This window comes from Puniceibacterium sp. IMCC21224, from assembly GCF_001038505.1.
Lineage (GTDB): Bacteria > Pseudomonadota > Alphaproteobacteria > Rhodobacterales > Rhodobacteraceae > Puniceibacterium.
Map to the genome: position 1 here is coordinate 71,604 of NZ_LDPY01000002.1, position 14,921 is coordinate 86,524.

Consider the following 14,921-nt stretch of genomic DNA (forward strand, 5'->3'; position numbering starts at 1 on the left):
GCTGTCAGCCGGTAGATCACCGGCTGACAGAGGGTCAGGTCATTCGAAATGCGCGCCGCGCAAATCGATGATACCGTCGCTGCGGGGCGTCCAGCCCAAAAATAAGCGGCGGCTGGATCATCGGCAGGTGCGGCGCCTCTTCCTTGGTAATGACTGCGGCCTTGGCATAGATCGCCTTGCGCTCGTCGGCATCAATGGTTGCCGACCCGGCATCCAGCAGTGTGTCAAGCTCGGCGTTGCTGAAATAGCCTTGGTAAAGGCCCGATTTCAGCAGCGGATACCAGACCAGGTTGGGGTCGCGCCCGCTCCAGCCCGGAAAGATGATGCCTTCGCGGCCCTTCTTTTCGGAAACCTGACCCCAGACACCGGGTTCAAGATCCTCGATCTCGGCCTTGATCCCGACCTGAGCAAGGAACCCGGCCGTGGCTTCGATGATTTCCGCATCCTTGAGGAAGCGGCCCTTGCGCGAAATCATCTTGACGGGAAATCCGTCGGGATAACCGGTCTCGGCCAACAGCGCCTTGGCCTTTTCGGGGGCGTATGCATAGGGTTCCCATGCCGTTCAGCAAAGCCGCCTGAATCGCGTCGACATTGATCGCCTGACGCACTTTCTTGTTGGTCAGTGGCGTGTCGCGGGTGGTGTCGAAGACAAAGAAATACAGGAAATCGCTGGGCACCACGGCCACTTTGGTTTCGTCGGTGTCCAGTCCGTCAACGTCCTCGGGCGGTATATCCGCCGCGATATCAACACCGCCGCTTCTAAGTTCGGCAACCCGATATTCACCGTCGGCGATCAGATCATGGAGGCGGCGCTTGCCCTGATGGAAAAGGTGTGCATCCCGTCAGCTGCCTCGCGTCTAGACGAGTTTCCCCACCAGTTTTCCGGTGGAATGCGACAGCGGATCTGCATCGCGCGCCTGCGCTTGATCCACAGCTGATTGTCGCGGATGAATCTGTGTCGGTCTTAGATGTTTCGGTCAAGGCGCAGGTGATCAACCTGTTGCTTGACCTGCAGGAACGGCTGGGGCTGGCTTATCTCTTTATCTCGCACGACATGTCGGTGGTTGAAAGGGTCAGCCACCGTGTGGCGGTGATGTGCCGTGGCGAGATCGTCGAGATTGGCCACCGTAACGATGTGTTCGAGAACCCCCAGCCGCCCTACACCCACCGCCTTTTGGATGGGGTGCCGGTCCCCGACCCTTCGCGCCGCCACGGGAAAAGAGAACTGGACAACAGCGAGATCCAGACGCCTATCAGGCGGCTGGATTACACCGTCCCTGAACGGATGTACCGCGAAGTTGCGGCAGGACACCACGTCATGATCAATGCGCAATGAACCTGCTGGACTCGGGTTGGGACTGTCCCGCTGGATATCGGTCGCTAGCATACAGTCGTGCTAAGCATGGTCAGGGAATTTTATTTACGCTCGTGGATCGAGGCGCCTACGTTTTCAGAAGAAGTCGTTTGAACATAATCTTCATTATCTGATTCATCCGGGCCTCTGGGGTGTCCGTCGTCATATAAAATGGGACATCAGAGCGGCTTGAGCATTGGAGGCTCTGGCTCGTTTGTGTGATTGATTATGCGGCTTGTTTTTGGTGTTGCAAGCGGCGTTCGCGGATTGTCAGTATCTTGATCTTCTTCCTTTCTCTGAGGATGGCTTTGTCGCGCCCAAAGTAGACGTCGGCGGGCGTGACGTTGTTGAGACTCTCGTGGTATCGCGCGTTGTTGTAATACTCTACGAAGGCCCCGATCTGGCGTTCGAGATCGCCGGGCAGGTAGTAGTTTTCCAGCAGAACCCGGTTCTTCATAGTTTGGTGCCAGCGCTCAATCTTGCCCTGGGTTTGCGGATGGAATGGTGCCCCGCGAACGTGGCCCATTTTTTGATTTCCCAACCACTTGGCGAGGTCGCCAGAGATGTAGCAGGCCCCGTTGTCACTCAGCAGGCGCGGCTTGTGCCGGACGACGGCTTGGTCACAGCCCGATGCGCTCAGAGCCAGTTCAATCGTGTCCGTCACGTCCTCGGCCCGCATGTTTGTGCAAAGCTTCCAGGCGATGATGTAGCGGCTGTAGTCGTCGAGGATGGTGGACAGGTAATACCAGCCCCAGCCGATGATCTTGAAGTAGGTGAAGTCGGTCTGCCAGAGCTGATGGATGGCCGTGGTCTTGTCCGTGAACTCGTCCGCGGCCTTGATCACCACATAGTCCGGCGCCGTGATCAGATCAGCTGCTTTAAGAATGCGGTAAGCCGATGATTCCGAGATAAAATACCGGTTCTCATCGGTGTATTTGACCGCCAGTTCACGTGTCGTCAGCGCCTCATGTTCTAACGCAAACTCGATCAGGTCATCGCGCCGGTCTTGGGGTATTCGATTCCAGACCGACCCTGGTCGAGGAGACCGATCGGCCAGCGCATCGAACCCGCCCTCGACGTAGCGATCATACCAGCGGTAGAAAGCCGTGCGCGGAATGCCCAGCATATCCAGCGTCATTTTGGTGGGCAGATGCGAACCTTCAACGGTGCGGATGATCTCAAGCTTCTCGGTTGCAGGGTATCTCATTCCTCCACCTCCCCAGCCCCTGTCATACTTTTTTTGAGCAGACGGTTTTCCAGGGTGAGATCGGCCACGCATTCCTTCAGGGCCAAAGACTCAGAGCGAAGCTCCTTCACCTCCGGCGACGTGGCTTGGCGCGCCGTATCGCCAGACAAGCGACGCTTGCCAGCCTCCAGGAACTCCTTCGACCAGCTGTAATACAGGCTCTCGGCGATACCCTCCCGCCGACATAGCACCGAAATGCTTTCCTCACCGCGCAGGCCAGCTAAGACGATGCGGATCTTCTCCTCTGCAGAATAGGTCTGCCGCGTCTTGCGGCGGATGTTCTTGACCAGCTTGTCAGCTGCGTCCTTCGACGTTCCGGATGTCTTGTTCATCTTCGCTCCTTGAAAGCTACGATGAACCAGAAATCCTCCGTTGTTCAAATCCTCAAATCTGTCCCAAAAGCGCTGACGTCAGACAGTTTACAGATGGCCGCCCGTCAGCCTCGGCTTCGAGAATTTCCAGTTCGGTAATGGACTGCTCAAAAATGCGTCCAAGCGTATAGAGGCCGATGCTCCGCTCTGGGTCGCGCTTCGCAGCGGGCGCATTTTCGTCATTGACCACACCCTCGCCCCAACTGGAGGCATAGTTGTAGTTGGCGGACAGGTAGAGCAGCGTCTGCTTGTTGACGGCAAGGCTCGCCTCGTTCTGGCCCTGCCCGCGTTCACAGAAGATGCTGTTGGGTATGTGCAGGTTTTCCAGCTCAGGGTCCGGTGCGATTAGACCACCGTTGAACTGGTTTATCTGGTGATCGCCAAAGGCTCGGCCATCGTTCATCGCAGTGAAAAGGCGGCGCAGCCATTGCCAAATTTCCCCGCCCTTCGGGTCGAAGAATTGATCGTCGGCTTGCCTGATCAGGTAGTCGCGCAGGAGTTGCGGTGGGAAGCCCAAGGCGCGGCCCATATCCTCGCAGAAAAACACGAAGATCGCCCGGTCGAGGACTTTCTGAGCCAGCCGCACCAACCGACCCTTGGTGCCGGGGAAACGGTCCGTGTCTGGGCCGTTGTGTTTCAATAGGTTTCGGTAAAGGTGTTCACGGAAACCGCGATACTCTGCGTAGAAGCGGTTCTCTAACTCGCTTTGCCGGAACCGCTGCTGCTGCAACAGTGACAGCAACTCGGCCCGCCCGCTAGTGCCTCGGACGATCAGCGTGTCACTGTGGAACAAGCGCGAAAACAGGAACCGGTCGAAACGACCTTCGTCTGTTTCGCCCAAAAGGGTGGCATGCTGAAGCAGGTCTTTCTTCTCTAACGTAAAGCTAATGAATTGCCGCTCGCCGCGATCAGCCCAATATAGGCGGAACTCATTCATATCGGTGACAATGGCCCAGGTCGGAATGATCGGCTCATACCCGAACATACCTTTACGGCTGGCATAGAGGTAATCGAGGCCTTGCTTCACGGGCGACCTGGAATTGCCCTTGCGTTTCTGGGGGGCGTCAAGGGCGCTCTTGATATCTTTGAATTCGACAAGCACCTGCGGGACCGGTGATGCTTCGTCATGGGTAAAGTAACCTAGAGCAGCATCGGCCTCCCCCATACCGCCCCGCTGTCCGGCACCTGACACCGGAAAAGCAGGATAAAGTGTGTAGTTCGCTTCTCCGCCCTCTTGTCCCGCCTGGACGTAACCCCAAGTGGCGTTAAAGAACTCAGCTAGTAGAGCAGACTGAGCCGTAGTTTCTTTCTGTGCACCTCGAGCGGCCCAACGCCGAAGCCGGTTAACAAGCTCTGCTTCCTCGGTGCTATCCTTGAATGTTTCGTATTCATGCGCCCACACGGAGCGCAGAAATGATTTCGATATAAAAGAATTTTGCATGTCGCTCATGAACGGCGGCCTCTAACCGCGCTGCACGAAAACACCTGCTGCAAACGGCACCTCTATGATCACTTTTGTTACTAGTTGTAGATGAATTTCCGGACGTAAAACAAACGGAAGTTGGGCGAAAAACTGCGACTTTTAAGATTTCGCTGTTTTGACCAGCTCGCGTCGCGCTCCGCGACCGATTGATCAAGGGTGGACGAAAAGGTGGGTGGGACACCGCATCTTTAGACTAAGTATCTAAGAATGTTATACTTAATGAAGAAAGATGGTGCCCCCACACGGACTCGAACCGCGGACCTACTGATTACAAATCAGTTGCTCTACCAGCTGAGCTATAGGGGCTAAGCGCCTTAGATGGCCCGAAGTTTCGAAAAAACACTCGCTTCCGGCGAGCGATTAACACAGACTAAATGGTACTTCAATAGCACTTTCCATGGAATACTGAAACGCGCCAGGTCTTATGGAGATCATCCGCTTGAGCGTTTGATCCCAGGGCTTGATGATGAGCTGTTTTCTCAGCATAGGACGGACCTGAACAGAGCCCGGTCACTCCCTTCCGCCAAATTTCGCGCGCCACTTGTAGAAGCTCGCGCTGCTCATCCCATGTTCCCGGCAAAGCTCGGAGATCGGCACGCCGCGCTCCGCTTGCTTTAAGATCCCCATGATCTATGTGTTGCTATATCGTGGTGTCTTCACTAGAAATCTCCTCAGATATCCTGCCGACTTGCCGAAAAAATTCGGCTATTGAACAGCACTAATTTTAGGGAGAATTTGGGTTGGTGACCAGCGCCTGAACCCTACAGGGCGAATATATAGGCAGATATCATCACGTCTTACCCTTCGAACATGGTACTTTAGACCGTTAATGTGACTCTTCCGCCGGATGGCAAACTCTAGCCCTCTGCCAGCTTGCCCCGGCGCACGGCAAGATGTTGTGCCCTCATGGCGAGGTCACAGACTTTGAACGTGCGCGCTTGCGGGCAGGTGGTTTCGGTGCGGTTGCAGATATCGGTGATCAGGTTGTTGAAATAGGGCAGCGGCGCGTCTGCGCAGTGGATATGTTCGCACGTCGTGCCGTTGACCAGAAACAGATGGTCCGTTCCCGGCCGCCCCGCCACATCGACATATTTGCGCAGCTCAATCGTGCCTTCTGTTCCGGTGATGAACAACCGCCCGTCGCCCCAATTTGGCAGCGCATCAGCGGTGTACCAGTCCACGCGGATATAGCCTTGCGCATGGGGGGACCGCAGAGATACCTCGCCGAAATCCTCAAACCTTGGGTGATCCGGATTGGCGAAATTTCCGACTGAGGCGAGAGAGATTTCGGCATCCTCACTGCCGGTGAAATGCAGAAACTGTTCGATCTGATGCGACGCGATATCGGTCAGGATGCCGCCATAGGTCGCCGCGTCAAAGAACCAGTCCGGCCGCGTCGGCGCGTTCAGACGGTGTGGCCCCAGACCCACGGTCTGCACCACATGCCCGATTGCGCCGTCGCGCACCAACCGGGTGGCTTCGCTGGTGGCGGGCACCTCGAAACGTTCTGAGAAATTGACTGACCAGATACGCCCCGTTTCGCGCACGGTTGTCTGCAAGCGGGTCAATTCGTCGGGCGTGATGCATCCGGGTTTGTCGACCATCACATCTTTGCCCCCCCGCATCGCGGCAATCGCCAGATCGGCCCGTCGATCCGGGCGGCAGGCGATCAGCACGAGTGCGATTTCAGGATCGTCCAGAATATCCTGAAGGTCGCGTTCCGGTGCCTTGGGGAACCGCTCGATGAACCCGGCACGGGGCTGCGGATTGCCTTCGGTCCACCATCCGGCCAGCTCGGCTCCGGCCTGCTGCATGCCCTGCGTCATGCCATAGATATGGCGGTGATCCATCCCCAAGGCGGCGAATTTCAATTGATCCATCAGACCACCTCTACGTCGGCCAGCTGCCCGTCTGCACCCGAGCGCACCATCGCGTCAATCAGCGCATGCACGCGCAGCGCCTCGCGCCCCGGAATGCGCGGCGAGGCGCCCGTAGTGATCGCACCAGCAAATTGTTCGATCAGGTCGCGGTGCCAGTCACAGGGGAAAGCCATCGGATCAGCGCCGCCGCCGGTTCCGGCGGTTTCACCCAGCTCCTCGGTGCGGCCGTCGCGCCATGTCACGCGCAGCTGACCACCGGTCAATACGGCAGTGGCTTTGGTGCCGTCCAGCACCAGCCGCTCGACCTCGCCGGGATAGGTCGCAGTTGTCGCCACCACCGACCCCAGCGCACCGCTGGCAAATTCGATCCCGGCAGTGGCGAAATCTTCGGCCTCCATCCGGTGTAGGGCAGTGGTGCCGGTCAAGGCCTGCACAGCGCGCGCAGGGCCGGTCAGGCTTAGCATCAGGTCCAGAACGTGGATCGCTTGCGAAATCAGCACTCCGCCGCCGTCGCGCGCATAGGTGCCGCGCCCCGGTATGTCATAGTAATCCTGGCCGCGCCACCACGGGATCTCGGCGCGAACCAGCGCCAGATCCCCCAACGCACCGTCATTGATCAGCGCCCGTAGCCGCCGCGCTCCGGCGCGAAACCGGTGCTGAAACACAATGCCAAGGGTGACGCCGGCAGCCTCGCAGACCCCAACGATGTCCTGCGCTGCTGCCAGACTGCGCTCGACCGGTTTTTCCATCAGGATATGTTTGCCCGCACCCGCCATCTGCGCCACGATATCCGCGCGCTGGTTCGGTGGTGTTGCGATGATCACGCCATCGGTGCCGGGATCAGCGGCAATCGCGTCCAGACTGTCGAACAGCGGGAAACCGTAAGTCTCCTGCACTGCCTCGGCCTTGGCCCGAGTGCGGTTGAACACGCCGGACACCGCGACGCGACCCCGCAATTCGGTCAGTGCCTCGAGATGCGGTTTTGTCGCCATGCCAAGGCCGATAACCGCCAGGCGGGCAATGGGTTTGTCTGTCATGTCATATCCTCAGGGTCCGAACCACCGGATCGGCAGCAATGTGATTTGCGGGATCATCGTCACAAGGACAAGGACCACCAGTTGCATCCCGATAAACGGTAAAATGGCCCGGAACACCGCCGTGGACGGCGCGCCGCCGACCCGGGCCGTGGTGAACACCAAGACACCCAGTGGCGGCGTCAACGCGCCAATCACCAGATTCATCACCATCACGATGCCGAATTGCAGCGGGTCGACCCCGGCGGCGACCACCACGGGCACAAGGATCGGCACAAGGATCACCAATGCGGCGATCATTTCGATGAATAATCCGACAAAGATCAGAAACAGGTTGATCAGCAGCAGCAGATAGAAGGCATTTCCAGTGAGGGCCCCGAGCCACGCAGCGATCTTTTGCGGGGCCTGTTCAAAGGTCAGGATCCAGGCAAACGGTGACGCCGCTGCGATGATCACGGCCACGGCCACGGTATCCTCAACCGCCTCGCGAAACGCCTCGGACAGGTTGTCGATGGTCAGGCCGCGATAGATCAACGCACCGCAAAACAACGCAAAGACAAAGGCAATGGCCCCCGCCTCGGTCGCCGTGAAGATACCGAAACGCACGCCGCCAACAATGATCACCGGCAGGCAAAGTGCCGGGGTCGCCAGCCAAAAGGCACGCCAGCGCACCGCCCCGGTTGACCGATCCGTATGCCCGCCATAGCCGCGCCGGACCGAAATTAGCCAAACCACCAGCGACAGCGCTAACGCCACCATCAGCCCCGGCACAATTGTGCCGACGAACAGCGCCCCCACCGACACCGACGCCAGCGCCGCATAGATGATCAGCCCCAGCCCGGGCGGGATCATGTTGGCCAGCGTCGACGCCGCGGCGGTCAGCGCGCAGCTAAAGGCGCGGTCATAGCCGTGCTTCTCCATCTGTGGGACCAGAAGTTTCGCCGTGGCCGATGCGTCGGCAGTCGACGATCCCGACACCCCTGCCAGCATCACGTTGGTGACAATGTTGGCCTGCCCTAGCCCGCCGCGGAAATGTCCGACCAAATGATAGGCCAGATCGACGATCCGCACCGTGATGCCGCCCGCGTTCATCACAGCGGCGGCAAGGATGAAGAATGGGATCGCCAACAGGGTGAACGAGTTCAGCGCCCCCGACATGTTCTGCGTGATCGTCACCAGCATCAGCGGCGGCAGCGGCGTCAGCCCCGCGAACGACCCCAGCACCAGCGCATAGACAATTGGCACCTCGGCAAAGATCAGGCCCAGCGTGACCACCATCAGGATCGTCGTGCTGCTCGCCTCGCCGAACAGGGCGCCGCCCCCGGCCTTGAGAATGAAATAACCGGCGATCCCGGCGGCTAGCGCGGCAAGCCCGCTCCACCAGGCCCGCCCCTTTAGCGGCGCGGTCATAAAGATCAGCGCCACTGCACCGCCGACCGGCACCGCCATGAAAAGATATTTCAGCGGAATGCGCAGCGCGGGCAGCACCTGCAGCGCCCGGTTCATGAAATCAATGCCGTGGATCACAAGGATCACACAGGCAATCACGTTCATAACCCGCAGAAACGCCGCATGATGATGTTGCCAGACCGCGCCCATTTTCGGCACAAACAGCGAAATCGCGATATGCCGGTCGCGAAATGTCAGCAATGCCATGCCAAGAAACACCGCCCAGACAAACAGGAACTGTGCCGCCTCTTCGGGCCAGGGCAGGGACGCGTTCAGCACGTAGCGGCAGAAAACCTGTAGCACGACAACGCTGGTCGCGCCCAGCATCAGGAGCACGCAGATCCAGTCCAGCGCCCTGTCGAGCCTGCGATAGCCCTGCGCGGGTGGGCGCGCCACGGCGCTGGTCGTCGGATCTGTCATCAAGGCTTCTTTCACCATATCCCCCAAGGGTTTTCCGGCTCTTGCAGAGCATGCCGCAAGGCCGGAAAGGTCGTTTAGGCCAGCGCCTGAATCTTGGCGATCATCGCGGCGGTTGCTGGGCTTGTCTCACCAAAGGTGTCATACAGGCTGGCGGACTTTTCCTCCCATTTGGCCTTTTCCTCGGCGGCAAAGGGATGGACGGTGCAGCCAACAGCCTTGAGATCCTCAAGCGCCTGATCCGCCCCGGCGCGATTGACGGTGCGCTGTTCGGCAAACACTTCTTTGGCGGAACTGCGGCACAGCTCTTGCAGGTCATCCGGCAGCGAATCGAGCCAGGCGGCGTTCATGCGGATCGCTTTGGGCAGGAACCAGTGATAGGTCGGCAGGATGTTGGTCGCCTGTTCGTGCCACTTGAACCCAAGGACCGAAAAATAGTCCGAATCCAGCCCGTCGATGACCCCGGTGGACAGCGCCGAATACTGTTCCGAATAGGGCAGCGGCGTCGGATTGGCGCCCAGAAGTTTCCAGAAATCGACCCAGATGCGCACCTCGGGCACCCGCAGCTTGACGCCTTGCAGGCTGGCCAGATCGGTCACCGGTTCTTTGGTCAGCAGGTGACGAAAGCCGACCTCGCCGTAGGCCACGAATTCGACGCCGGTCTTTTCGCGCGCGATGCGGCTGATTTCCTGCCCGATGTCGCCCTGCAGGACGGCGTCGACATGCGCCTCGTTTTTGTAGATGAATCCGGGGGCGCCGGCGGTGGCAGCAATCTCAGGGGCGATGGCCTCTTCGCTATCGGGGCCGGCGGCGGTGACCTGAATGGTGCCGATCCGGCTCATTTCGAGCAGTTGCGCCAAACCGCCGAGCTGGCTTGCCGGGAAATGCTGCGCGTCAATGCGCCCCTCGCTGCGCTCGTTCAGGATGGTGGTCCAGGCGTCAAAGGCGTTGGTGAACGGTGATCCGATCGCCTCGGAATGGGCAATCTTGCAGACAAATTTGTCTTGTGCCCAGGCGCTGCGCATCAGCATCGGCGTGGCCAGAGCCGCCCCGCCCAACTGCAACAACGTGCGGCGTGGCAGACTTTGGGTTAATTTGGTCATTTCTCTCTCCCCTTTGGTGTTGCCCGCACTGGCATCTGTTTGTCAGTGGGGCTCTTGATGATCCCGATTGCCGGGACGGTGGTTGCCAAAATTTGCGGGCCTCCCCTGCCCGCCTCGGTTGCTAAATAACTGTGGCCGGAGTCATATTCGTTCCGGTTCAAAAAATTCCGGGCGTGCGGCAGCGACAACCGGCACATCCTCGAGGATCTGGCGCAGGTGTCGGCGCATCGTCTGTTCCGCCATATCGGCGTCACCGGACCGGATGGCATCGACAATGTGGCGGTGCTGTTGCACCAACACCCGGCGCGGAAACTGTTGCGCGCTCAGATGGCGAACCCGGTCCATCTGCGATTTGATGGGCTGCAGAAAATCCCAACCAGCCCCCTGCCCGGCAAGATCGGCGAGTTTGCGGTGAAACGCCTCGTCCAGTGCCATGAAAGGTTGCGGATCGTCCTGGATGGCCGCATCGGTTTGCGCCGCCAGCATGTCATCCAGGTCACGCACAGCGTCCGGGGTCATCTGGTGCGCCACACGCCGCACAATGTCGGCCTCGACTGCCTCGCGGACAAACTGTGCGGCCAGAACGGCGGCGACGTTGATCCGGCTGACATAGCTGCCCCGCTGTGGGCGGACCTCAACCAACGAGACCTCCGCCAGCTTGATAAAGGCCTCTCGCACTGGCTGACGGCTGGTGCCGTAAGAGGCGGCCACTTCAACTTCGGACAAACGCATCCCGGGCGTCAAATCGCCCCGAACGATGCGCCCGCGCAACAGCCGGAACAACTGTGGACCCACCGGTGCTGTGGCGTCAAGCCGCTCAGGTTTAGATATGATTGCGCCTGACATGAATGACATTGCTCCCCCAGTCGCATCCTGCACAAATCGTGCCATACTAGTCAACAGGTTGTTTTTGATAAAAGTTCTGATAGCGCAAAACCGCACCGCGCCCTGTAGCTGTTACATGTGGCGATCGGGGGTGATCGGGATGTCAGGCGCCGCTTTCGGGGCCGACATCACCCCGTTGGTAGGCCGCCATGAACAAGGCAACAGCACTGGCAACGGCGACCTCAATCTCGGCAGGCAAGGGCGCGTCAGTCCTCTGGCCAAACAGCCGCGGTTTCCAGAGTGACGCGGTCGACAGCTCAAGGAACTGAACCGCCGCATGCGAAACGTCCGTAATAACGAGGCGTCCCGCCTTCACCTCGCGGTGCAAAAAGGCCGCAAGGTCGGTCTGAGAGCGCAGCGGCCCACCGGCAAAGAATCGTGCGCCCAGCGTCGGCATCCGTTCGGCAATCCCGATGATGATGCGCTGCGCCTGCACCACCTCGTCCGAGCAGACGATGGATGCGATGGCACAGCCATAGCGATGCAGCACCTCGGTCGGCGGCGCATCGCTGGTCAGGATCTCTGTCACCGTTTCAAACCGCCGGTCGCGTTCGAGCTCGACCATCGACTCGAACAGGTCTTCCTTGTTGTCAAAGTAGATATACAGCGTACTTTTCGAGACGCCCGCTGCGCGGCAGATGTCATTTACGCCCGCTGCGTCAAATCCACGCTCAAGAAATACCCGCTTGGCCCCGGCCAGGATCTGGCCGCGTTTCGCCGGATCGGCGCCGGCCGCATGACGTGCGTTGCACTTTTTTTCGTTTAATTCGCGGGCATTCTTGCTGGACATGACGACTCCTCTTGTGGATGTCATTTAATCGAACCGATCGGTTCGATAAAGCCTTGAACAGACCGAAAGGGTGACCTATGTGCCAATCGAACCGATCAGTTCGATTAACCGCAGGAGAGCGGGACCATGTCCAGACACGAACGACCTACCGCTGAACCTGCCGCCACTGACCTACCCGCGACAGCTATCGCCGCCCCCCGCAAGGGCAACCGCAAGAAGGTGATCCTTGGGTTGATTGCACTGGTCGTCCTTGGCATCGGCGGCTGGCAGGGTGAGCAATACTGGACCACCGGGCGGTTCATGGAAACCACCGATGATGCCTATGTCGCAGCAAATGTGACGCTGGTGAGCAGTCGTGTGCAAGGCTATGTCGCGGCGGTCGAGGTGGGGTCAAACGATCATGTTTCCGCCGGCGATGTTCTGGTCCGCTTGGATGACGGCGATTATCGCAACGCGTTGGCCACGTCCCAAAGCCGGTTTGACACCGCGGGCGAGACATTGGCGCGGATCGACGCCCAGATTGCAGCCGCCCGCGCGGGCGTCACGCAGGCCGAGGCCGCGCGCGACACGGCAGCAGCGCAACTGCGCACCGCGAAAACCAATGCCGACCGCACCGAGCGCCTCGCCAAGGAAAAAGTAACCAGCCAGGCGGCACTCGACACCGCGACCGAAGATCTTGACGTGGCCCGTGCAGGCGTGGCCAGCGCCGAGGCCGCCATTTCAAGCGCCAAAGCGCAGGTTGCCGTGCTACAGGCGCAGCGGGCCGAGTCCGAAGGCCAGCGCCGCGAACTTGAGATCGCCGTCGACCAGGCGGGTCGCGATCTGGATCTGACGGTCTTGCGCGCGCCCGCTGATGGCATCGTGGCTAACATGACGCTTGAGGTTGGCGATATGGTTGCACCGGGCGCGCGGCTGGCGGCGCTGATCCCCGACGGCAGCCTGTATGTTGAGGCAAACCTGAAGGAAACGCAGATGGCGGGCGTCGGGCCGGGTGCATCGGTCGAAATGTCCTTTGACGCCCTGCCCGGACAGACGTTTGCAGGGCGCGTCGCATCGGTCGCGCCGGCGACGGGGGCGGTCTTTTCGCTGTTGCCAGCGGACAATGCGACCGGCAACTTTACCAAGATCGTGCAGCGCGTCCCGGTCCGAATTGCACTGTCCGAGGCCGCGTTGGCCACCGGCCAGCTGCGGGCTGGGTTGTCGACCGAGATTGCCATAGACATCCGCACGACGCCGACCCCCGGCACCGCGACGGTTGCCGCCGCGTCGGAGTAAGATCAGTGGCCGCAACAGCCCGCCCGACGCCGACGGCACCCCGTGTCACCGATGAGACAGAACTGACGCCGCGCCGCATCGCCGCCTTTATGGTGATGGTCGTGGGCATGTTCATGGCGATCCTCGATATTCAGATCGTCTCGGCCTCGCTGCCGGATATTCAGGCCGGGCTTGGTGCCTCACCCGACGAGATCAGCTGGGTTCAGACCTCATACCTGATCGCCGAAGTTATCATGATCCCCCTGTCCGGCTTTCTCGCGCGGATGATGTCGACGCGGCTGCTGTTCGCATTGTCCGCCGCCGGGTTCACAGCCGCGTCGTTCATGTGCGCCACCTCGGGGTCGATTTCCGAGATGATCCTGTGGCGTGCGCTACAGGGGTTCCTTGGCGGTGGGATGATCCCTGCGGTCTTTGCCGCAGCTTTCACCATCTTTCCGCCGTCCAAGCGTAACATCGTCTCACCGATTATCGGGTTGATCGCCACCCTAGCCCCCACCGTCGGGCCAACGGTTGGCGGCTATCTCAGTCACGCGATGTCGTGGCACTGGCTGTTCCTTGTCAACGTGATCCCTGGCATCCTCGTCGCCGTGGGGGCCTGGAACCTGATTGATTTCGACCGCCCGGACTGGAAGCTGTTCGACCGCTTCGATTGGTGGGGTCTGCTGGCGCTGGCTGCATTCCTCGGCGGGCTGGAATTTGTGCTTGAGGAAGGGCCGTCAAACGACTGGCTGTCAGATCATGCGGTTGCTGTGATGGCGGTGGTGATGATCGTTGGCTGCATCGTCACATTCTGGCGCGCGTTCACACGGGACGAGCCGATTGTCGATCTGTCGGCGTTTGGTGATGTCAATTTTGCCGTGGGATCGTTGTTTTCCTTTGTGATGGGCGTGGGCCTATATGGGCTGACCTATCTTTATCCGCTCTACCTTGGGTCGGTGCGCGGGTATGACAGCCTGATGATTGGCGAGACGGTCTTTGTCTCGGGCCTCGCCATGTTCTTTAGCGCGCCGCTTGCCGGTATCCTGTCGTCGAAAATCGACCTGCGGCTGATGCTGTTGATCGGTTTCATGGGGTTTGGCACGTCGACCTGGATGCTGACCGGCATGACCGCCGACTGGGATTTTTCCGAACTGCTGCTACCGCAGATCCTGCGTGGCATGTCGCTGATGCTGTGCATGGTGCCGATCAACAACCTCGCACTCGGAACGCTGCCGCGCGACAAGATGAAGGGCGCGTCGGGCCTGTATAATCTGACGCGCAACCTTGGTGGTGCCCTGGGCCTTGCGGTGATCAACACGTTGCTCACCGACCGTGGCGCGCTGCACTACGAACGTCTGTCCGAGTCCGTGTCTTGGACCAACCCCGAGGCGGTCAGCCAGTTGGCGGGCATGGCCAGCACCCTGACGGCGCGTGGGTTGGACGGTCAAACCGGCGCGCTGGCACAGATGGCGGCACGGGTCCACGGACAGGCAACGGTGATGTCTTTCATCGACATCTTCACGATCATCACCGTGATTTTCGCAAGCCTCGCGCTCGGGGCGCTGCTGATGCGTCCGGCAGCCAAGGCCCCGGCAGGGGCGGGACACTGATCCGGGCTGGCCGATGATACGTGGAAATCTAGTGCCTCTTCGCCG

The 14,921-nt window shown here is 59.9% G+C and carries 12 protein-coding genes, 1 tRNA gene and 3 pseudogenes; 4 read left to right on the top strand and 12 right to left on the bottom strand.

Translation table 11 applies throughout. The features are described from left to right. Positions 1–34 precede the first annotated feature (34 nt). Together IMCC21224_RS19820 and IMCC21224_RS28990 are read right to left on the bottom strand one after the other, a co-directional pair. Positions 35–538 (bottom strand): annotated as a pseudogene (locus IMCC21224_RS19820) (ABC transporter substrate-binding protein); the annotation flags it as partial. A gap of 73 nt (positions 539–611) precedes the next feature. Next, positions 612–797, bottom strand: a pseudogene (locus IMCC21224_RS28990) (hypothetical protein); the annotation flags it as partial. Between the two features lie 24 nt (positions 798–821). Here IMCC21224_RS28990 and IMCC21224_RS28995 point away from each other — a divergent pair. Beyond that, complete coding sequence (locus IMCC21224_RS28995; protein ID WP_369796057.1) at positions 822–938, top strand: hypothetical protein; 117 nt, start codon at positions 822–824, stop codon at positions 936–938. Positions 939–955: 17 nt separating this feature from the next. Beyond that, entirely contained in the window at positions 956–1,336 is a 381-nt protein-coding gene (locus IMCC21224_RS26685) for a hypothetical protein (RefSeq protein WP_053079093.1), read from the top strand. Between the two features lie 244 nt (positions 1,337–1,580). Here IMCC21224_RS26685 and IMCC21224_RS19830 read toward each other — a convergent pair. The 10 genes and pseudogenes from IMCC21224_RS19830 to IMCC21224_RS19880 all read right to left on the bottom strand — a co-directional run bounded on the left by IMCC21224_RS19830 (position 1,581) and on the right by IMCC21224_RS19880 (position 12,012). Next, a protein-coding gene (locus IMCC21224_RS19830) for an IS3 family transposase (RefSeq protein ID WP_156178093.1) occupies positions 1,581–2,932 on the bottom strand; the annotation gives its coding sequence in 2 pieces (ribosomal slippage) (positions 1,581–2,596 and positions 2,596–2,932; 1,353 coding nt in all). 52 nt (positions 2,933–2,984) lie between these two features. Then, positions 2,985–4,421, bottom strand: a complete 1,437-nt coding sequence (locus tag IMCC21224_RS19840; RefSeq protein ID WP_231582157.1) for a hypothetical protein — start codon at positions 4,419–4,421, stop codon at positions 2,985–2,987. Between the two features lie 263 nt (positions 4,422–4,684). Then, positions 4,685–4,760 (bottom strand) — tRNA-Thr (locus IMCC21224_RS19845). Positions 4,761–4,967: 207 nt separating this feature from the next. After that, positions 4,968–5,081 (bottom strand): annotated as a pseudogene (locus IMCC21224_RS27310) (transposase); the annotation flags it as partial. Between the two features lie 230 nt (positions 5,082–5,311). Then, positions 5,312–6,334, bottom strand: a complete 1,023-nt coding sequence (locus tag IMCC21224_RS19855) for a Gfo/Idh/MocA family protein (protein WP_047997337.1) — start codon at positions 6,332–6,334, stop codon at positions 5,312–5,314. Then, positions 6,334–7,371: a Gfo/Idh/MocA family protein gene (locus tag IMCC21224_RS19860; RefSeq protein ID WP_047997338.1), complete on the bottom strand. Its 1,038-nt coding sequence runs from the start codon at positions 7,369–7,371 to the stop codon at positions 6,334–6,336. The genes IMCC21224_RS19855 and IMCC21224_RS19860 overlap by 1 nt, the downstream gene beginning before the upstream one ends. A 9-nt stretch (positions 7,372–7,380) precedes the next feature. Beyond that, positions 7,381–9,237, bottom strand: a complete 1,857-nt coding sequence (locus tag IMCC21224_RS19865) for a TRAP transporter large permease subunit (RefSeq protein ID WP_053079143.1) — start codon at positions 9,235–9,237, stop codon at positions 7,381–7,383. A gap of 74 nt (positions 9,238–9,311) precedes the next feature. After that, positions 9,312–10,337 carry a TRAP transporter substrate-binding protein gene (locus IMCC21224_RS19870; protein WP_047997339.1) on the bottom strand — a complete coding sequence of 342 codons (1,026 nt, stop codon included), beginning with the start codon at positions 10,335–10,337 and terminating at the stop codon, positions 9,312–9,314. 141 nt (positions 10,338–10,478) lie between these two features. Beyond that, positions 10,479–11,183 carry a GntR family transcriptional regulator gene (locus IMCC21224_RS19875; protein ID WP_047997621.1) on the bottom strand — a complete coding sequence of 235 codons (705 nt, stop codon included), beginning with the start codon at positions 11,181–11,183 and terminating at the stop codon, positions 10,479–10,481. Positions 11,184–11,325: 142 nt separating this feature from the next. Beyond that, positions 11,326–12,012, bottom strand: coding sequence for a TetR/AcrR family transcriptional regulator (locus IMCC21224_RS19880; protein WP_047997340.1), 687 nt, complete (start codon positions 12,010–12,012; stop codon positions 11,326–11,328). 126 nt (positions 12,013–12,138) lie between these two features. On the opposite strand from IMCC21224_RS19880, the gene IMCC21224_RS19885 reads away from it, so the two are divergent. Both IMCC21224_RS19885 and IMCC21224_RS19890 read left to right on the top strand, forming a co-directional pair. Further along, on the top strand, positions 12,139–13,287 hold the full coding sequence (locus IMCC21224_RS19885; RefSeq protein WP_047997341.1) for an HlyD family secretion protein: 1,149 nt from the start codon (positions 12,139–12,141) through the stop codon (positions 13,285–13,287). 5 nt (positions 13,288–13,292) lie between these two features. Next, positions 13,293–14,876 (top strand): DHA2 family efflux MFS transporter permease subunit, encoded by a 1,584-nt coding sequence (locus IMCC21224_RS19890; RefSeq protein ID WP_053079094.1) that lies wholly within the window; start codon positions 13,293–13,295, stop codon positions 14,874–14,876. Positions 14,877–14,921 lie beyond the last annotated feature (45 nt).